The following is an 18,009-nucleotide window of genomic DNA, read 5'->3' as shown; positions in this document are numbered from 1 at the left end:
CGCAAGGACGAGATCGGCGAGATGGCCGGCGCGGTCGAAGAGTTCAAGGTGCAGGCAGTGGCCAAGGCCGAGCGCGATGCCGCGGCCAGCGAAGCCCAAAACAAGGAACTGGCCACGGCGCGTCGCTCCGAGCTGATCCGTTTTGCCGATGATTTCGAGAGCGCGGTCGGCGCCATCGTGTCCAACGTTTCGGCCTCCGCCGTGCAGCTCGAATCGTCAGCCTCAACGCTGACCCGTACCGCCGAGACCACGCAGACCCTGTCGAGCCAGGTCGCCGGCGTCTCCGAACAGGCCTCGAGCAACATGCAGTCGGTCGCGACCGCCACCGAGGAGCTCTCGGCTTCCGTCGAGGAGATCGGCCGTCAGGTCCGCGACTCCAGCCGCATTGCGGAAGCCGCCGTTGTGCAGGCGAAGGAAACCGATGGCCGGATCGGGAAACTCTCGCATGCCGCGCAGCAGATCGGCGAAGTCGTCAAACTGATCACGGCGATCGCCGAGCAGACCAACCTTCTCGCGCTGAACGCGACCATCGAAGCGGCGCGCGCCGGTGAAGCCGGCCGCGGCTTTGCGGTGGTTGCGAGCGAAGTGAAGTCGCTGGCGAGCCAGACCGCGAAGGCGACTGATGAGATTTCGTCGCACATCACGGGCATGCAGGGTGCGACTGCGGAGTCGGTTGCCGCGATCAAGGAGATTGGCGCGACCATCGGCCAGATATCTTCGATCTCGACGTCGATCGCGAGCGCCGTGGAGCAGCAGGGCGCCGCGACCCAGGAGATTGCACGCAGCGTTCAGACCGTCGCGCAAGGCACCCAGACCGCCGCCACCGACATCGGCCAGGTCAACCGCGGCGCCGCCGAGACCGGCTCGGCCTCGGAAGAGGTGCTGAACTCGGCGAAAACACTGTCGTCCGAAAGCACCCGCCTCCGCGCCGAGCTCGACCGGTTCATGGCGAATATCAGGGCGGCGTAGCGTTCATCGCGCGAATCTCACTCTCTCCCGAACGCTCGCTTCAGCTCCTCCTTTGCTCGCTCAAGCCGCTCCCGCTGCGTCTTCGGCAGCGTCTTGCCGGCGCGGTTGATGTAGAACGTCAGCATCGACAGCGCCGAGCGATACGCGCCGGCCTTGCGGCGCGCGCTATGCTCGGCGGAGCTCTTCAGCGAGGCCGCGATCTTCTTCGGGCTCGTTAGTTTGAACACGCCGCGCTTGAGGTCGAGCGCGTCGCTCTCCTTCGTCACCCGCTGAGACCAGCGCTTCGGCGCCGCGCGTTTCGAGCCCTTGCGCGCGGCGTTACGCTTGGCGCTGGTCTTCCTGGCTGTTGTCTTGCTTGTCTTGCGAGTTGTTACTTTTCGCGAAGGTGTCGTCTTTCTGACTTGAGCCATGCATCAACTCCTTGCGGCTCCAGCGGAAACGGACGGCGCGAAGGGCAGTTCCTATTGGAACCTGCCCTTGCCGCAGGCGTTGTCGCAGGTGGCAGGCGGAATGCCGCACCCCCATGATCGGATCGACCCCAGTCCATCCTGCGAATCCGGGATGATCGTATTGGTCAGACACAACGACGCGATGGAATTGCAGCACAGCTCAGCGCTGAACTATGGATCCTCGGTCTCGGTGGCAGCCGCGACCGATCGAATCATCGAGACCAGCATTCCTGCGCGGCTCGACGCGTTGCCGTGGAGCGGCTTCCACACCCGCGTCGTGCTGGCGCTCGGCGTCACCTGGATCCTCGACGGTCTCGAGGTGACGCTCGCCGGCGCGCTCTCCGGTGCGCTGAAGCAGAGCCCGACGCTGCGCTTCTCCAATCTCGATCTCGGCATCGCCAACTCCGCCTACCTCGCGGGAGCGGTGCTCGGCGCGCTCGGCTTCGGCTGGCTGACCGACCGCATCGGCCGCAAAAAACTGTTCTTCATCACGCTCGCGCTTTACCTCACTGCGACCGCCGCAACCGCGCTGTCCTGGAATGTCACAAGCTATGCACTGTTTCGATTCCTCACCGGCGCCGGGATCGGCGGCGAATACACCGCGATCAATTCGACCATCCAGGAATTGGTGCCGGCGCGCTATCGCGGCTGGACCGATCTCGTCGTCAACGGCAGTTTCTGGATCGGCGCTGCGATGGGTGCGGTCGCCGCTATCGTTCTGCTCGACCCCGCGGTGATCGGCCCCGATCTCGGCTGGCGTCTCGCCTATCTCATCGGTGCGAGCATCGGCCTCGTCGTGCTGTTGATGCGGATGTGGATCCCCGAGAGTCCGCGCTGGCTGATGATCCACGGCCAGCCCGATCAGGCTCACGCCATCGTCGACGACATCGAGCGCTCGGTGATCGGACACGACCAGGATGCAAGCGATGGACGCTTCGCGACAATACGCCTGAAGATGCGCGATCACACCCCGATCCGCGAAGTCGTGCATACGTTGTTCTTCACTTATCGCCAGCGCGCGGTGGTCGGCTTGGTGCTGATGGTCGCGCAGGCCTTCTTCTACAACGCGATCTTCTTCACCTTCGCGCTGGTGCTGACCGATTTCTACGGGATCAGCGCCGATCATGTCGGTTGGTACCTCCTGCCGTTTGCCGCAGGAAATTTCCTCGGCCCCCTGCTGCTCGGCCGTCTGTTCGACACGCTTGGCCGCCGCATCATGATCGTGTTCACCTATGGCGTATCGGGCGTATTGCTCGCGGTGTCCGGCTATCTGTTCTCGATCGGCGCGCTCAGCGCGCAAGGGCAGACCATCGCCTGGATGGTGATCTTCTTCTTTGCCTCGCCCGCCGCGAGCGCGGCTTATCTCACCGTCAGCGAGACCTTTCCGCTGGAGATCCGCGCGCTGGCGATCGCGGTGTTCTACGCGGTCGGCACCGGCATCGGCGGCGTTGCCGGGCCGGCGCTGTTCGGCGCGCTGATCGACACGGGATCACGCAGCAGCGTGTTCGCTGGCTATTTGTTGGGGGCTTTGCTGATGATCGTGGCCGCGATCGTGGCGTGGCGCTACGCAATCTCTGCGGAACGCAAATCGCTCGAACAAATCGCGCGGCCGCTTGCCTTTATGGAGTAGACTATGAAATCGGAACTCGCTGAATTGGATCAGAAGCGCGCCATGCCCGACGATGAAGCGCCCGACTCGGTGCCGGTGCCGCATGCGCTCGTGCCGCATCTGAACGAGACTGCGATCCTGCTCGATATCGACGGCACGCTACTCGAATTGATGCCGACGCCACGCGAGGTCTGGGTGCCGCCGGGCCTGTCAGATACGCTCAACCGCCTGGCGCAGCTTACGTCGGGCGCGCTGGCCATGGTCAGCGGCCGTTCGCTCAACGACATCGATTTGATCTTTGCGCCTGACGTGTTTCGCGCTGTCGCCGGTCACGGCGCGGAGATGCGCCTTTCGGTCGGCAATGAAGCTGACGACGTGCATGCGCCGCCGATGGACAAGGAGCTGAAGCGGCGGCTGGCCGCGATCGCGAAGCTCAGCCCAGGCATTCTGCTCGAAGACAAGGGCTATTCGCTGGCGCTGCATTATCGCCTCGCGCCACACGCGGAGAAGGCGATTTACGAAGCCGTCTCGCTGATCCGCGCCGATCTTCCCACTGCACCGATCGAGGTGTTGCCCGGCAAGTTCGTCTGCGAAATCAAGCATTCCGGCTTCACCAAGGCGACCGGCGTGCGCGAATTGATGAAGCACGAGCCGTTCAGGGGGCGCCGCCCGATCTTTATCGGCGACGACGTCACCGACGAAACCGTGTTCGCGATCATGCCCGACATGAACGGCCTCTCTTTCTCGGTCGGCCGCCGCGCCATGGGCGTCAATGGCCACTTCGATGCCCCAAGCGACGTGCGTGCGTTCCTCGCACGTCTGCTCGATCCGCGGTAAAAGCAAGGCAGCGCCACACGTCAGCGTAATGTCGCTCGCGCAGTTCCATCGCGCGTGCAATTGATGCTGCGCAATGAAGCCGCAAAAACTGTCTTTGCAACGAAATTTCCGGGTTCCGTCAGCGCAACCGGTTCCAACGCACGCGCCCGATTTTGGTTTCAATTCGTTGAAACGATGATCAGGAACCATATTGATGAACATCAGTTAAACAGGGTGGAATGAACAGGAGGGGACGACCTGTGAACTTAGTCGTCGTTTCAAATCGCGTCGCGCGCGGCAAACCCAACGAGCCCATGACGGGCGGCTTGGCTGCGGCGCTGCTTCCCGTGGTAGAAAACTCGGGTGCTATTTGGGTGGGGTCGTCCGGCCGTGTGCGGGACGGCCACCAGAAGGAGCCGTTTGCCGAGATCGAAGCGCTCGGCTCGGGGGCGATTGCGACGCTGGATCTGCCGGCCGCGCATTACGGCGGCTATTACGAAGGCTTTGCCAATTCGGCACTGTGGCCGGCGCTGCATTCGCGTAGCGACCTCATCCGCGTCTCTCAAGACGACTATGTCAGTTATCGCGAAGTCAACGCCTTCATGGCGCGCGCCTTGATGCGCTTCCGAAAAGACAAGACCGCGTTCTGGGTGCAGGACTATCATTTCCTTGCTCTCGGTGCGGAGCTGCGCGACCTCGGTGTCGATGATCCGATCGGCTTCTTCCTGCATACGCCCTGGCCCGTGGCTGCGGTGATGCAGGGCGTGCCCAACCATCGCGAGCTGATCACGGCGATGTTGGCCTACGATCTGCTCGGTTTCCAGACCGACGAGGATTGCCAGAATTTCCTCGGCTATGCCTGCGGCGAGCTCGGCCTCACGATCGAGGATGGGGTCGTCGTCTCCCAGCACGGCAGCACGCGCTGCGAAGTGTTTCCGATCGGTATCGATGCGGAGAAGTTCGCCGCCTATGCCGCGAAGTCGGTCTCGCATCCCGACGTATCGCGGCTGCGCCGTAGCCTCAACGGCGAGCGGCTCGCGATCGGTGTCGACCGGCTCGACTACTCCAAGGGCCTCGTCAATCGCATCAGCGCGTTCGACCGGCTCTGGAGCACGCAGCCGCAGTTCTTGCGCAGCATCTCGCTGTTGCAGATCGCGAACCCTTCGCGCGGCGGCATCGAGGCCTATGGCAATCTCCAGAACGACGTCGCCCGGCTCGTCAGCGACGTCAACGGCCGTCACGGCGAGGTTGACTGGACGCCGATCCGCTATCTCAACAAGGGTTTTAGCCAGGCCGTGCTCGCAGGCCTCTACCGCACCGCGCAGGTCGGCGTGGTGACGCCGCTCCATGACGGCATGAACCTCGTCGCTAAGGAATATGTCGCTGCCCAAAACCCGGCCGATCCCGGCGTGCTGGTGCTGTCGAAATTCGCAGGCGCCGCCAACGAGCTCGACACCGCGCTGCTCGTCAATCCGCACGACATCGACGGCATGGCCCGCGCAATCGCGATCGCAGCCGCGATGCCGCTCATTGAGCGCAAGATGCGCTGGGAAGCGATGATGAAGACATTGCGCGGCCACACCATCCAGCAATGGGCCGCTGATTTCGTCGCCGAGCTCGAGAAGTGCCGCACCGAAAAGGCCGCGGTCGCGCCGCTCGCTGCCCAGCCGCCGCAAGCGCTGCGCTGGCTGAAGTCGGCGATTTCGGGCGTGCGGTTGATTTAGCTTTCCTCACCTCGCCTCGTCGTCACGGGGCGAGGTGAGGGCGCGCGCCTCAATAGCAATACGACACACCATCCAGGATTGCGCAGCGCCGCTTGTTCGGCGCGTTGGGATCATCCAGCGGCACCATGCCGTTGCCCTGACCGACGAACACGCCCGGCCCGACATGCACTGAACTCTTGTTGCCGATGATCACGCTCTGATGCGGCGTGGTGCTGGAGCGCGTCCCGTCCGGCCAGAGGATGGCATCGCCCGACAGCACCCCGCGCCGTCCGTCGTCGCAGCTCACATCGACCCCTTGGCGTGTGCAGACTTGGGCGGCGGCAGGCCCAGCGAAGGCGGCGCCAAGGGCCGAAATCAGGCTGAGCGCGGCGATGGTCTTGCGGATGGTCATGGCGTCCCCGGGTGTGTTTGCTGGCCTCCAGTGAATCGTCGCAGCAGGCCGGCCTTCGGTTCAGCCCGCAGGGAGATTCCGGACGCGCGCGGCGTTCGATATTCTCCATAAAATACAATATCTTGCGGAAAATTCACCCGATTTCCCCGCGATCTCTTGCAAAATCACCGGCGTCCCTTCAAGAGAGGGCGCTCCGGAGAGATGGCCGAGTGGCTTAAGGCGCACGCTTGGAAAGCGTGTGTGCGGGAAACCGTACCGTGGGTTCGAATCCCACTCTCTCCGCCACTGGGCGATTTGATCGTCTGGCCTGATTGGTCCGCTAAATATGTGCGCCCCCCACGCGAGCAAAGCAATCTCTGAGACTGGATCGCACAAACCTCGAATCATCGCGCTGGCTTATTGACTTAGGGGCCAGCAATCGTCGCCAACCGCCCGAGCAGGGTCGCCTCGGCCTTGGGAGTCAGACGGTAGCCTTCCGCCATCTCGGCGATGTCGCCGCCTGCGACGCACGCGTCCCACCAGTCCCTCACAAACCCCTCGGCGTACCCGCGCGTGTTGAATTCATAAGGGTCGGCGACAAGGTCGAAAATGATCATCAGCTCGAAACACGGCGAGTCGTCGTAGGAGGTGCCCGTCTTGGGACGGATTACGAAAGCTTCGAAGGACCTGGCGGTACGAAGGCTCGAATAGAGCCAGAACATCAATCCATACATCAGGTGCGAGCGCTCGTCGTCGTGCAAGGCGAAGAAGCCCTTCTCGTCCACGATCTGCCGGGCCAAGGCTCGCAATATTCGCTCGCCGTCCAGCAGACAATTGCCGACCGCGGCCAAGGCCCGCACCACGATGGGCGATAACGTTCCCCGCTCGACGGCTGCGATCGCAGCAGCCCGATCCTCCTCAGCGGTGTCGTACTCGGATTCCTCGACCAAGCCTCGAATGAAGGTCTCGAAGTCCGACGCAACGACGGTGATGCTGTAGTCATCCTCCTGGTCGACGTACACGACCTGCGGCTCGCCTCGTTTTCCACAGGCCCGGTAGTCCAGCATAATCAGTTCGTGGCCCGCGGTCGGCGTGTCGGCAATGCCGACTCCGATCGGCGGGTAGTCCCATTCCTCGATCATGAACTTGGCGCCCAGTTGCCCGGCGAGCGAATATTTGGACGTGCGGCCGATGGCGTAGAGACCGGTGATAGCCACGTGGTCCTCCGCCCAGCCTGTACGCTCCGTCATCGGGTGGCAGTTCCGCTTGACCAGTCCGCCATTGTGGCGCCGTGCGAGGTCGACATAGGCCGCCGGCAGCCGATACCCGCCCATTTCCTGTTCAATGGACGCGATCAGCTCGTCGCTCGGCGGAGGCTCGACATAGTTCTCCAGGGAATACGGACAGTCGTTCCAGAAGCCTTCGAAATCGAAGCCGTCAAAGGGCCGTTTCGTCGTCATCCTCATTACCCCATCATGTTACGAGGCGTGTCCAAGCGCCCAGTAGCCAGGACCGTTGGTTGCCACCTTTCGGAATGAAAAACAGCTTATACGTCAATCAGGATTGACTGACACTCTCTCCGCCAGCCGATCTCATCCCACCAATTTCCACCTCCCATCCCCAGTTCGCTTCAGCGCGGGATCGGTCACCCGCACATGCTCGGCCAGAAAATCGATGAACGCACGCACGCGTGCGGGGAGGGGCGCGGTGTGGCCGACATAGACGGCGTGGATGTCTTCGCGGTCGCCGGGATTGTAGTTTTGTAGAATCGGAACAAGCTGTCCGGCTTCGATGTCGGGGCCGATATGGAAGAGAGCGAGGCGGGCGAGGCCGACGCTACCGAGCGCGAGGCGACGGGCGGCTTCGCCGTCGCTGGCGCGCGCGGCCGGCGGCGGTACGGCTTCCTCGGTGCGGTCGCCGCGCTTGAACGGCCAGCCGCGGATCGAGCGCGGAAAGGTCCAGCCGATGCCGCGGTGCTCAGTGAGATCGGCCGGACTCTTCGGCGTGCCGAAGCGCGCCAGATAATTTGGTGCGCCGACGACGACCATGCGGCTGGTGCCGAGTTTTCGCGCGACAAGACGTGAGGCTCGTAACGGCCCGACGCGGATGGCGACGTCGGCGCGTTCCTGCATGAGGTCGATCAGCGTATCGGTCAGTACGAGATCGAGCGTGACGTCGGGATGTTGTTCGAGGAAACGTGGGATCAGCGGCATCACATGCAGCATGCCGAAGGGGATGTTGCTGTTGACCGCGAGCCGGCCGCGTGGCGCCGCGCCGGAAGCCGCCTCGCGCTCAGCCTCCTCCATCTCGGCGAGGATGCGCACGGCGCGCTGGTAGAAGGCCTGACCTTCCTCGGTCAGGGTGAGCTTGCGCGTGGTGCGGTTGATCAGCCGCGAGCCGAGCCGTGCTTCCAGTCGCGAGATCAGCTTGCTTACGCCTGAGGGCGTCAGGCGCAAGTTTCGCGCGGCCTGGGTGAATCCACCGAGATCGACGACGCGGACAAAGACCTCCATCTCGGCGGAGCGATTGGTGTCGAAACGGGCCATGTTGAATTCACGTCATAAATGAATGGATTGTGGACATTCTAATGGTTTTGCGCACGCGCGGCTATCTGCATGGCTCGTCCCTCGCATTGGAGCTACGCATGCCTCCCGCCGTCTTCGCGCTCACCGCCGGTGCCTTCGGCATCGGCACCACCGAATTCATCATCATGGGCCTGTTGCTCCAGGTCGCAGCCGAGATGCATGTGTCCGTGCCGGTCGCGGGCCTCTTGATCTCGGGCTACGCCCTCGGCGTGTTTGTCGGCGCACCGGTGCTGACGCTGGCGACACGGCAGCTGCCGCGCAAGACCGTGCTGTTGGCGCTGATGGCGATCTTCACTCTCGGCAATGCGGCCTGCGCGCTGGCGCCCAACTATGAGTTCTTGATGGCGGCCCGCGTGCTGACCTCACTCGCCCACGGCACCTTCTTCGGCGTCGGCTCGGTGGTGGCGACCAGCTTGGTCGCCGAGGACAAGCGCGCCTCCGCGATCTCAACCATGTTCATCGGCCTCACGGTCGCAACCCTGCTCGGCGTGCCCTTCGGCGCCTGGTTCGGCCTGATGCTTGGCTGGCGCGCGGCATTCTGGGCGGTGACTGTGATCGGCGTGATCGCCTTTGCGGTGGTAGCGGCGCTGGTGCCCGGCCATGTCGGCAATGGCGACAAGCCGATCTCACTTGCCGAGGAAGTGGCCGTGCTTGGTCGTCCGCAGGTATTGCTCGGCCTCGCCATGACCGTGTTCGGTTTCGCCGGCCTGTTCGTCGTCTTCACCTATATCCAGCCGATCCTGACGCGCTTTACCGGCTTTTCGGAAGCCGCGGTCTCGCCGATCCTGCTGGTGTTCGGCGCGGGTCTTGCGATCGGCAACGTCGCCGGCGGCAAGCTCGCCGATCGCGGTCTCGCACGCGCGCTGATCGGCACGCTCGGAGCGCTCGCCATCGTGCTGCTTGGTCTCGCCGTCGTGCTGTCGGTCAAGATCCTTGCTATCGCGCTGATCCTGCTGCTCGGCATCGCAGCTTTTGCAACGGTCGCGCCGCTCCAGCTTCGCGTGCTGGAAGCCGCCGGCTCCAGTGGCCGCACGCTCGCCTCTAGCCTCAACATCGCCGCGTTCAATCTCGGCAACGCGCTCGGCGCCTGGGCCGGCGGCGTCACCATCGATCGCGGGCTCGGGCTCTCCGCACTGCCGCTCGTTGCGGCCGGCATCACCGCAGTCGGTCTAGTGCTCGCACTATGGAGTCTTCAGCTCGACCGCAGGCAGACCGCAGCCGCGGCGTGCCCGGCAGAATAGGGGAACACGATCATGGAATATCGCAATCTCGGCGCCTCCGGGCTCAAAGTCCCTGTCCTCAGCTTCGGCACCGATACGTTCGGTGGTCAGGGTCCGCTGTTTTCGGCCTGGGGCCGCAGCGGCGCTGATGAAGCGCGCAGGCTGGTCGACATCTGTCTCGAGGCCGGGGTCAATCTGTTCGACAGCGCCGACGTCTATTCGAACGGCGCGTCCGAGGAGATCCTTGGCGCCGCGATCAAGGGCCGCCGCGATAAGGTGCTGGTCTCCACCAAGATGAGCCTGCCGATGGGCGACGGCCCGCTTGACGCAGGCTCGTCACGGCATCGGCTGCTTGCCTCGGTCGAGTCAGCATTACGACGGCTCGGCACCGACCATATCGACCTGCTTCAGCTCCACGCGTTCGATACCTTCACGCCGATCGAGGAGGTGCTGTCGACCCTGGATACGCTCGTGCGCGCGGGCAAGCTGCGCTACGTCGGCGTCTCCAATTTCTCCGGCTGGCAGCTGATGAAGTCGCTCGCGGTCGCCGATCGTTACGGTTGGCCGCGCTATGTCGCTCACCAAGTCTATTATTCGCTGCTCGGCCGCGACTATGAGTGGGAGCTGATGCCGCTCGCGCGCGACCAGGGCGTCGGGGCGCTGGTCTGGAGCCCGCTCGGCTGGGGCCGGCTCACTGGAAAGATCCGGCGCGGCCAGCCGCTGCCGCAAAGCAGCCGCCTGCATGCAACCGCGCAGTTCGGCCCGCCTGTGGACGAAGAACGGCTTTACGCTATTGTCGACATACTGGACACGATCGCGGCAGAGACCGGTCGCACCGTGCCGCAGGTCGCGATCGCTTGGCTGCTGTCGCGGCCGACGGTATCGTCCGTGATCATCGGCGCCCGCGACGAGGCGCAGCTGCGTGACAATCTCGGCGCGGTCGGTTGGTCGCTGAGCGCGGATCAGCTCAAGCGCCTTGATGAGGTCAGCGCGGTGATGCCGCCCTATCCCTATTATCCCTACCGCATCCAGGACGGGTTTGCGCGGCTGAACCCGCCGCCGGTGTAAGGGCCGACGACAATCCGTCGCATCACTGCGCCGCGGCAACGCGCCATGCAGAAACGCCGCTGTACATGCCGCGTCGCCCTCCATAACCTCCGCGCCGCAATTTTAGGAGATGCGACGTGGCGAAGAAGACGGCGACCAAGAAGAAAAGCGCTTCAAAGAAAGCAGCGAAGACCTCGAGCAAGAAGACCACTGCCCGCAGGGGGGCCGTGGCGAAGCCGGCCAAGAAGGCAGTCAAGAAGACCACGCCCCGCAATTTCGCCACAGCGCGCCGCCCGAAGGGCCCGGCCTGGCAATGGTCGGCGGTCGACACTGCAACTGCAATCCGCTCTGGCGCAATCTCGGCGGTCGAGACCGTCGAGGCGCATCTCGAGCGGATGCGCGCCGTCAATCCCAGGCTCAATGCCGTCGTCGTCGACCTCAGCGAGGAAGCGTTGAAGGCCGCGCATGCGGCCGACAAGCAGCGCGCCAAGGGTGGCGAGCTTGGCCTCCTGCATGGCGTCCCGATCACGATCAAGGAGAATGTCGACTTCGAAGGCCGGCCCAATTTCAACGGTGTACCCGCTAACAAGGACCTCATCGCGCCGTCGGATTCGCCGGTCGTACGCAACCTGAAGAAGGCCGGTGCGATCGTGCTCGGCCTCACCAACACGCCGGAATTCTCGTTCCGCGGCTTCACCGACAATCCGCTGCATGGGCTGACGCTCAATCCCTGGGATCCGAATATCACCTGCGGCGGCTCTTCGGGCGGCGCGGGTTCGGCGGTTGCCGCCGGCATCGGCACCATTGCGCATGGCAACGACATCGGCGGCTCGCTGCGCTGGCCGGCGCATTGCAACGGCGTTGCCACCATCAAGCCGACGCAGGGGCGCATCCCGGCCTTCAACCAGAGCGCTGTGGCCGAGCGGCCGATGCTGGCGCATCTGATGTCGGCGCAGGGGCCGCTCGCCCGTCACGTCGCCGACGTTCGTCTTGCGTTGGAGGCGATGAGCCAGCGCGATCCGCGCGATCCCTGGTGGGTGCCAGCGCCGCTGGTCGGGCCGAAGCCGAAGGGGCCGATCAAGGTCGCGCTGGCAAAAATCCCCGGGGACATGGACGTCGATCCGTCGGTCACCGCGGCGCTGCGCCAGGCCGCCGATCATCTGGAGCGTGCGGGCTATCGCGTCAGCGAGGTCGAGGTGCCCGACATCAATGGCGTCTGGCAGACCTGGTGCGACATCATCACCAATGAAACGGTGGTGATGCAGGAGGCCGGCATGCTGAAGGTCACGTCCGAGGATTTCCACAAGGCGTGGAACGGCATGAAGACCAAGGCCAGCGTGCTCGACCTGCCGGCCTGGATGCGCGCCACCGCCGCGCGCAGCGGCCATATCCGCGCTTGGCAATTGTTCTTCGAGGACTATCCGGTGGTGCTGGCGCCGACCACGGTGAAGCCGACGCCGGGCCCGCGCGACGACACCGTCAGCGCCGAGCGCGTGCGCGAGATCTTCTGGGGCGAAATCCGCTTCATCTCCGCGATCAACGTGCTGGGCCTGCCCGGTGCCGTGGTGCCGGTGGCTTTGCACGACGGCAAGCCGATCGGCGTCCAGCTCATCGCCGGCCGTTACCGCGAGGATCTCGCGCTGGATGCGGCGGCTGCGATCGAGAAGCGCGCGGGTGTGCTCACCCATCGGCTCTGGGAAACGATGGCCTGATCCTTCGCGAACTGTCGCGGCGTTGACAGTGCCACCCTCGCCCCTTGTGGAGAGGGAGGATCGCCGCACAGCGGCGAGACGGCACCGTACGAATTCATTAATCGAATTTGACTCAAATTTTAGCCAATTCACCAATAACCGTTAGGGTTACTTCATCGATCTGTAGACGAATTATTGCCCGCTTTACCACCCGCCTCTAACACGGGGACGGCGGACAACGCACATGCCTCATACAGGCCAATAAGTGCGGCCCGCTCCACGCGGAGGTGGTACGATGCGCAACGAGACGATCGCTATTCACGCCGGCTACGAACCCGAAGCCACCACGCACGCGGTCGCCGTGCCGATCTACCAGACCGCCGCCTATGCCTTCGACAGCGCCGATCATGGCGCGGCGCTCTTCAATCTCGAGGCCGAAGGTTATCGTTACAGCCGCATCGCCAATCCGACCAGCGCGGTGCTGGAGAAGCGCATCAGCGAGCTCGAAGGCGGTGTCGGCGCGCTTGCGGTTGCGAGCGGCCAGGCGGCGCTGCATTTTGCGTTCGTCAACGTCGCCGACCACGGCGGCAACATCGTGTCCGTGCCGCAGCTCTACGGCACCACGCATACGCTGCTCTCCCACATTCTGCCGCGCCAGGGCATCACCGGTCGCTTCGCCGAGAGCGACAAGCCCGAGGCGATCGAAAGACTGATCGACGAGAACACCCGTGCCGTGTTCGCCGAGACCATCGGCAATCCCGCCGGCAATGTCTGCGACATCGAGGCGCTGGCCAAAATCGCGCACGCCCATGGCGTGCCGCTGATCGTTGACAACACCGTCGCAACCCCGATCCTGCTCAAGCCGTTCGACTACGGCGCCGACATCGCCGTGCATTCGCTGACCAAGTTTCTGGGCGGCCATGGCACCACGCTCGGCGGCGCCATCGTCGATTCCGGAAATTTCCCCTGGGCCAAGCACGCCGATCGCTTTCCGGGCTACAACAAGCCGGACGCTTCCTATCATGGCCTCGTCTATGCCGAGCGTTTCGGCAAGACCGCCTATATCGAGCGTGCGCGGAGCATCTATCAGCGCACCATGGGCTCGGTGCTATCCCCCTTTAACGCCTTCCTGCTGCTCCAGGGCATCGAGACCGTGGCGTTGCGCATGGAGCGCCACTGCGAGAACGCCCGCAAGGTCGCCGAATTCCTGCGCGCCGATCCGCGCGTTGCCTGGGTGAACTACACGGGTTTCCCGGACAGCCCCTATTATTCGCTGGTCCAAAAATATCTCGACGGCAACGCCTCCTCGCTGTTCACCTTCGGTATCAAGGGCGGCATGGAAGCGGGTAAGAGCTTCTACGATGCGCTGAAGCTGATCACGCGGCTCGTCAATATCGGCGACGCCAAGTCGCTGGCCTGCCATCCGGCCTCGACCACGCACCGCCAGATGTCGGCGGAGCAGCAGCGCACAGCCGGCGTGCTGCCGGAGACGATCCGCCTCTCGATCGGCATCGAGCATGCCGCCGATATCATCGAGGACATCGATCAGGCGCTGGAAAAGGCCTGCCCGACCGCGCGTCTTCAGGCCGCGGAGTAGGCGATCGCCCCGATGAGCATCTTGATCGACAGGGATCAAGGTATCTCGAGCCCAGCCCTGGTGCCGGCCGAAGCGGATCTCGCACGCCATCACGGCGGCGCCGAGCTCTCCATCGGGTTGATCAACAACATGCCGGACCCGGCGCTGAAGGCGACCGAGCGGCAGTTCATGAAGCTGCTTCAGGCTGCCGCGGGGCCGCGCCGCATCCGTTTCCACTGCTTCTCGCTGCCGTCGGTGATGCGCTCGCCGGAAGCGAAGTGGCACGTCGAGAGCGAATATTCCGATCTCTCCGATCTTAAGCGCCAAAAGTTCGACGGGCTGATCGTGACCGGCGCCGAGCCGGTGGCGCCCGAGCTCGACCAGGAACCGTATTGGCGCGACCTCACCGATCTCGTCGATTGGGCCAAGACCAACACGCGCTCGACGATCTGGTCATGCCTCGCCGCGCATGCGGCGGTGCTGCATCTCGATCGGATCGAACGGCAGCGGTTGCCGGCCAAATGCCACGGCATCTTCGACTGCGATGCCGTGACGGGCGATTCGCTGACGCGCGAGGCGCCGGCGCCGTTCAAGATCTCGCACTCGCGCCTGAACGAAGTCACAGAGCGCGATCTCACGCAGGCCGGCTATCAGGTGCTGACCCGTTCGGTCCGGGCCGGCGTCGACATCTTCGTCCGGCAATATGCCAGCCGCTTCGTGTTCTTCCAGGGCCATCCCGAATATGACGCGCTGTCGCTCCAGCGCGAATATCTGCGCGATATCGGCCGCTATCTCGCGCGCGAGCGTGAGATCTACCCGGCCGTGCCCGTGAGCTATTTCGACGCACCGACCGAAGAGAGGCTTGCGCGATTCGAGAAGCGCGCGAGGCACCAGCGCCATCCGGCGCTCACCAACGAGCTGCCCGCACTGAATTTGCGCGGCGATATCGCCGCCGGCAGCGCCGCCGCGGCGCTCTTCCGCAACTGGCTGCGCGATCTTGCCGCGGATACCAAGGCGCCGTTGCTTGCGCGTTAGTACGAGGGCATGGGTTCCGTTATGATTAACAAGGCGTAAAGCTTGCCTCAGGCGACGCGCAGATGTTTCAGTAGCGCGGTCGGGAATTACAGGGAATGCAATCGTGTGGTCGGCACTCCACGGACGCGTGAGCAATCGGCTGGCCCGGCATTTCCGTGCCGCGCCGCACCGCTTGCAGGCGCACGCGCCGATGGTGAGCTTCACCTTCGATGATGCCCCCGACAGCGCCGCGGGCGAGGGTGCATCACTGCTGGAGAGACATGGCGGCCGCGGCACGTTTTATCTCGCCGGCAGCCTGATCGATCAGCCGGGAGATCATTGGCAAGGCCTGTCGAACGACGCGATCGTGCGGTTGCATCGTGGTGGCCACGAGATCGCCTGCCACACCTTCTCGCACCTCCGCGCAGTTGATCTCGATGAGACCGCCATGGCGCGGGAGATTGAACGGAACCGCAGCCACTTCCGTGCCATCGACTCCTCGATCTCGCTCGAAAATTTCGCCTATCCGTATGGCCTTGCGTCGGTCTGGCGCAAGCCGCAGCTCGCCAAGACCTTCCGCTCGGCGCGCGGCATCCTTCCCGGCGTCAATCGCGATGTCATCGATCTCCAGTTCCTCCGCGCCTCGCCTCTTGTCGATCGCGAGATCGACACCACAGGCGTGGATCGTTACTTCGACGAGGCGACCGCAAGCGGCGGCTGGCTGATCTTTTACGGCCACGACGTCGTCGACCAGCCGAGCCCCTATGGCTGCTCGCCGGCGTTGCTTCGCCACGCGCTGAAGGCGGCCGAGACGCGCAACATGCCGATCGTGACAGTCGCAGAGGCGTTGCGGCGAATCGGGGCGTAGTTCGCTCTTCTCCTGCACGGGAGAGGGGAAGACATCGCCCTTGCCGCCCAAACAGTCTTGCCTCGCCCGCGCCGTCATGCGACTGGCCTTGTGACGAATCCCACGGCCCGGTCCTGTTCCGCCCATGTCCGCTCCCTCCACCGCTTCGCTGCCTGCCTCAGTCGATCGCCCCGACGCCCTGTCGGTGCTGCATTCGGTGTTCGGCTTGCCGGGCTTTCGCGGCGCGCAGGGCGAGATCATCCGGCATGTCACCGATGGGGGCAATTGCCTGGTGCTGATGCCGACCGGCGGCGGCAAGTCGTTGTGCTACCAATTACCGGCTCTGTTGCGCGAAGGCTGCGGCATCGTGGTGTCGCCGCTGATCGCGCTGATGCGCGACCAGGTCGCGGGCATGATCGAGGCCGGAGTCAATGCTGCGGCGCTGAATTCGTCGCTGACGCTGCAAGAAGCCTCCGAGATCGAGCGGCGCCTGATCGCAGGCGATCTCGACCTGCTCTATGTCGCGCCGGAACGATTGGTGACGCCGCGCTGCCTGTCGATGCTGGCGCGGGCGAAAGTGGCCTTGTTCGCGATCGACGAGGCGCATTGCGTTTCGCAATGGGGCCATGATTTCAGGCCTGAATATGTCGGCCTCTCCATCATCGCCGAGCGTTTTCCCGACGTGCCTCGTATCGCGCTGACTGCGACCGCCGATGATTTGACGCGCAAGGAAATTGTCGAGCGGCTCCAGTTGACGGGTTCCCCGCAATTCGTCTCCAGCTTCGACCGGCCTAACATCCGCTACGAGATCGTCGACAAGCGCAGCGCAGTGTCGCAGCTCAAGGACTTTATCCGAGAGCGCCATGCAGGCGACGCCGGCGTGGTCTATTGCCTCTCCCGCAATCGGGTCGAGGAGGTCGCGGGTGCGCTCGCGGATGCCGGCATTGCGGCGTTGCCCTATCACGCCGGGCTCGACAGCGGCGTGCGCTCGCGCAACCAGGATCGCTTCCTCAACGAAGACGGCATCGTCATCGTCGCGACCGTCGCTTTCGGCATGGGCATCGACAAGCCGGACGTGCGCTTCGTCGCCCATCTCGATCTGCCCAAGAGCATCGAGTCCTACTACCAGGAGACCGGCCGCGCCGGCCGCGACGGCAAGCCGTCGGCGGCCTGGATGGCCTATGGCCTCTCGGACATCGTGCAGCAGCGCCGCATGATCGATGAATCCACGGCGTCAGACGATTTCAAGCGGGTCTCGATCGGCAAGCTCGATGCGCTGGTGGGCCTCGCCGAGACCGCACAGTGCCGGCGCAAGCGGCTGCTCGGCTATTTCGGCGAGACCTTGCACGGCGAGAGTTGCGGCAATTGCGACAATTGCCTGACGCCGCCGCAAATGCGCGATGGCAAGGTGCTGGCGCAAAAGCTGCTCTCCTGCGCCTATCGCACCGGGCAGCGTTTCGGCGCGATGCACCTGATCGATGTGCTGATCGGACGCCTGACCGAGAAAGTGACGCAGTTCGGCCACGACAAGCTCTCCGTGTTCGGCATCGGACGCGAGCTCAACGAGAAGCAGTGGCGCACGGTGCTACGGCAGCTGGTGGCGATGGGGCATTTGCAGAGTGACAGCGAGGCCTTTGGCGCGCTGAAGCTGATGGACTCCGCGCGCGGCGTGTTGCGTGGCGAGACCGAGGTGTGGCTGCGCGAGGAGGCGCCCGGCGCCCGCATTCGGTCAAGCCGCGCAAAATCCCGCCGCGGCGACCTCGCGCCGGCCATGAACGCGCCGCAGGGCGACGTCGATCCCGAATTGCGCGCGCGGCTGCGCGCCTGGCGCTCGGACCTCGCGCGCGAGCGCGGCGTGCCGGCCTATGTCGTGCTGCACGACGCCACCATCGACGGCATCGTCCGGGCCTGGCCGACCACGCTCGATGAATTGCGCAACGTCCCCGGCATCGGCGACAAGAAGCTCGAGCATTACGGGGAAGAGCTGCTCCAGATCGTGAAGACGCGGTAGAGCATCCCGATCGTAGCCCGGATGGAGCGAAGCGAAATCCGGGGCAGTCTTTCCGTATTGTGCGAGTCCCGGATTACGCTT

Annotated in this window: 15 protein-coding genes and 1 tRNA gene; 12 read left to right on the top strand and 4 right to left on the bottom strand. The window is 64.3% G+C overall.

The features are described 5' to 3' along the window. Positions 1-969: methyl-accepting chemotaxis protein (locus UP06_RS05745; protein ID WP_045001290.1), on the top strand; the 969-nt coding region annotated here is incomplete at its 5' end. A 17-nt stretch (positions 970-986) separates the two neighbouring features. On the opposite strand, the gene UP06_RS39635 is transcribed toward UP06_RS05745, so the two are convergent. Then, positions 987-1,379, bottom strand: coding sequence for a DUF3175 domain-containing protein (locus UP06_RS39635; RefSeq protein WP_082078561.1), 393 nt, complete (start codon positions 1,377-1,379; stop codon positions 987-989). Between the two features lie 181 nt (positions 1,380-1,560). On the opposite strand from UP06_RS39635, the gene UP06_RS05730 reads away from it, so the two are divergent. The 3 genes from UP06_RS05730 to UP06_RS05720 all read left to right on the top strand — a co-directional run bounded on the left by UP06_RS05730 (position 1,561) and on the right by UP06_RS05720 (position 5,567). Then, on the top strand, positions 1,561-3,048 hold the full coding sequence (locus tag UP06_RS05730; RefSeq protein ID WP_045001301.1) for an MFS transporter: 1,488 nt from the start codon (positions 1,561-1,563) through the stop codon (positions 3,046-3,048). A 3-nt stretch (positions 3,049-3,051) separates the two neighbouring features. Further along, the gene (gene otsB, locus UP06_RS05725) at positions 3,052-3,864 is read left to right on the top strand and encodes a trehalose-phosphatase (RefSeq protein ID WP_045001287.1); all 813 of its coding nucleotides are present in this window, start codon (positions 3,052-3,054) and stop codon (positions 3,862-3,864) included. A 239-nt stretch (positions 3,865-4,103) separates the two neighbouring features. After that, positions 4,104-5,567 carry a trehalose-6-phosphate synthase gene (locus tag UP06_RS05720; RefSeq protein ID WP_045001286.1) on the top strand — a complete coding sequence of 488 codons (1,464 nt, stop codon included), beginning with the start codon at positions 4,104-4,106 and terminating at the stop codon, positions 5,565-5,567. 49 nt (positions 5,568-5,616) lie between these two features. On the opposite strand, the gene UP06_RS05715 is transcribed toward UP06_RS05720, so the two are convergent. Next, positions 5,617-5,958, bottom strand: a complete 342-nt coding sequence (locus tag UP06_RS05715; protein ID WP_045001285.1) for a hypothetical protein — start codon at positions 5,956-5,958, stop codon at positions 5,617-5,619. Positions 5,959-6,153: 195 nt separating this feature from the next. Between UP06_RS05715 and UP06_RS05710 the strand changes: the two genes are divergently transcribed. Next, a tRNA-Ser gene (locus UP06_RS05710) sits at positions 6,154-6,243 on the top strand. A gap of 119 nt (positions 6,244-6,362) precedes the next feature. Here the strand turns inward: UP06_RS05710 and UP06_RS05705 are convergent. Together UP06_RS05705 and UP06_RS05700 are read right to left on the bottom strand one after the other, a co-directional pair. Further along, entirely contained in the window at positions 6,363-7,397 is a 1,035-nt protein-coding gene (locus tag UP06_RS05705; RefSeq protein WP_045001284.1) for an SMI1/KNR4 family protein, read from the bottom strand. 132 nt (positions 7,398-7,529) lie between these two features. Then, positions 7,530-8,483, bottom strand: a complete 954-nt coding sequence (locus UP06_RS05700; protein ID WP_045001283.1) for a LysR family transcriptional regulator — start codon at positions 8,481-8,483, stop codon at positions 7,530-7,532. A gap of 98 nt (positions 8,484-8,581) precedes the next feature. On the opposite strand from UP06_RS05700, the gene UP06_RS05695 reads away from it, so the two are divergent. From UP06_RS05695 to recQ, 7 genes are all read left to right on the top strand, one after another. Further along, positions 8,582-9,763, top strand: coding sequence for an MFS transporter (locus tag UP06_RS05695; protein ID WP_045001300.1), 1,182 nt, complete (start codon positions 8,582-8,584; stop codon positions 9,761-9,763). A gap of 12 nt (positions 9,764-9,775) precedes the next feature. Beyond that, a complete protein-coding gene (locus UP06_RS05690) occupies positions 9,776-10,810 on the top strand; it encodes an aldo/keto reductase (protein WP_045001282.1) in 1,035 nt (344 codons plus the stop codon). 116 nt (positions 10,811-10,926) lie between these two features. Continuing rightward, positions 10,927-12,501: an amidase family protein gene (locus UP06_RS05685; RefSeq protein ID WP_045001281.1), complete on the top strand. Its 1,575-nt coding sequence runs from the start codon at positions 10,927-10,929 to the stop codon at positions 12,499-12,501. 274 nt (positions 12,502-12,775) lie between these two features. Beyond that, the gene (locus UP06_RS05680) at positions 12,776-14,077 is read left to right on the top strand and encodes an O-acetylhomoserine aminocarboxypropyltransferase/cysteine synthase family protein (RefSeq protein WP_045001280.1); all 1,302 of its coding nucleotides are present in this window, start codon (positions 12,776-12,778) and stop codon (positions 14,075-14,077) included. Positions 14,078-14,089: 12 nt separating this feature from the next. Beyond that, a complete protein-coding gene (gene metA, locus UP06_RS05675; protein WP_045001279.1) occupies positions 14,090-15,091 on the top strand; it encodes a homoserine O-succinyltransferase MetA in 1,002 nt (333 codons plus the stop codon). Positions 15,092-15,194: 103 nt separating this feature from the next. Further along, positions 15,195-15,938: a polysaccharide deacetylase family protein gene (locus UP06_RS05670; protein ID WP_045001278.1), complete on the top strand. Its 744-nt coding sequence runs from the start codon at positions 15,195-15,197 to the stop codon at positions 15,936-15,938. A 124-nt stretch (positions 15,939-16,062) separates the two neighbouring features. After that, positions 16,063-17,928: a DNA helicase RecQ gene (recQ, locus tag UP06_RS05665; RefSeq protein WP_045001277.1), complete on the top strand. Its 1,866-nt coding sequence runs from the start codon at positions 16,063-16,065 to the stop codon at positions 17,926-17,928. Positions 17,929-18,009 lie beyond the last annotated feature (81 nt).

The sequence above is a fragment of the Bradyrhizobium sp. LTSP857 genome (genome assembly GCF_000938285.1).
Classification (GTDB): Bacteria; Pseudomonadota; Alphaproteobacteria; order Rhizobiales; family Xanthobacteraceae; genus Bradyrhizobium.
The sequence above is the reverse complement of the archived record's forward strand: the minus strand, read 5'-3'. Positions and strand labels throughout refer to the sequence as shown.

What these genes read in the sequence shown, in the direction of transcription:
- UP06_RS39635 (WP_082078561.1), bottom strand. Translation starts at nt 1,379, where the DNA reads ATGGCTCAAGTCAGAAAGACGACACCTTCGCGAAAAGTAACAACTCGC.
- UP06_RS05730 (WP_045001301.1), top strand. Translation starts at nt 1,561, where the DNA reads ATGGAATTGCAGCACAGCTCAGCGCTGAACTATGGATCCTCGGTCTCG.
- otsB (WP_045001287.1), top strand. Translation starts at nt 3,052, where the DNA reads ATGAAATCGGAACTCGCTGAATTGGATCAGAAGCGCGCCATGCCCGAC.
- UP06_RS05715 (WP_045001285.1), bottom strand. Translation starts at nt 5,958, where the DNA reads ATGACCATCCGCAAGACCATCGCCGCGCTCAGCCTGATTTCGGCCCTT.
- UP06_RS05705 (WP_045001284.1), bottom strand. Translation starts at nt 7,397, where the DNA reads ATGACGACGAAACGGCCCTTTGACGGCTTCGATTTCGAAGGCTTCTGG.
- UP06_RS05700 (WP_045001283.1), bottom strand. Translation starts at nt 8,483, where the DNA reads ATGGCCCGTTTCGACACCAATCGCTCCGCCGAGATGGAGGTCTTTGTC.
- UP06_RS05695 (WP_045001300.1), top strand. Translation starts at nt 8,582, where the DNA reads ATGCCTCCCGCCGTCTTCGCGCTCACCGCCGGTGCCTTCGGCATCGGC.
- UP06_RS05690 (WP_045001282.1), top strand. Translation starts at nt 9,776, where the DNA reads ATGGAATATCGCAATCTCGGCGCCTCCGGGCTCAAAGTCCCTGTCCTC.
- UP06_RS05680 (WP_045001280.1), top strand. Translation starts at nt 12,776, where the DNA reads ATGCGCAACGAGACGATCGCTATTCACGCCGGCTACGAACCCGAAGCC.
- metA (WP_045001279.1), top strand. Translation starts at nt 14,090, where the DNA reads ATGAGCATCTTGATCGACAGGGATCAAGGTATCTCGAGCCCAGCCCTG.
- recQ (WP_045001277.1), top strand. Translation starts at nt 16,063, where the DNA reads ATGTCCGCTCCCTCCACCGCTTCGCTGCCTGCCTCAGTCGATCGCCCC.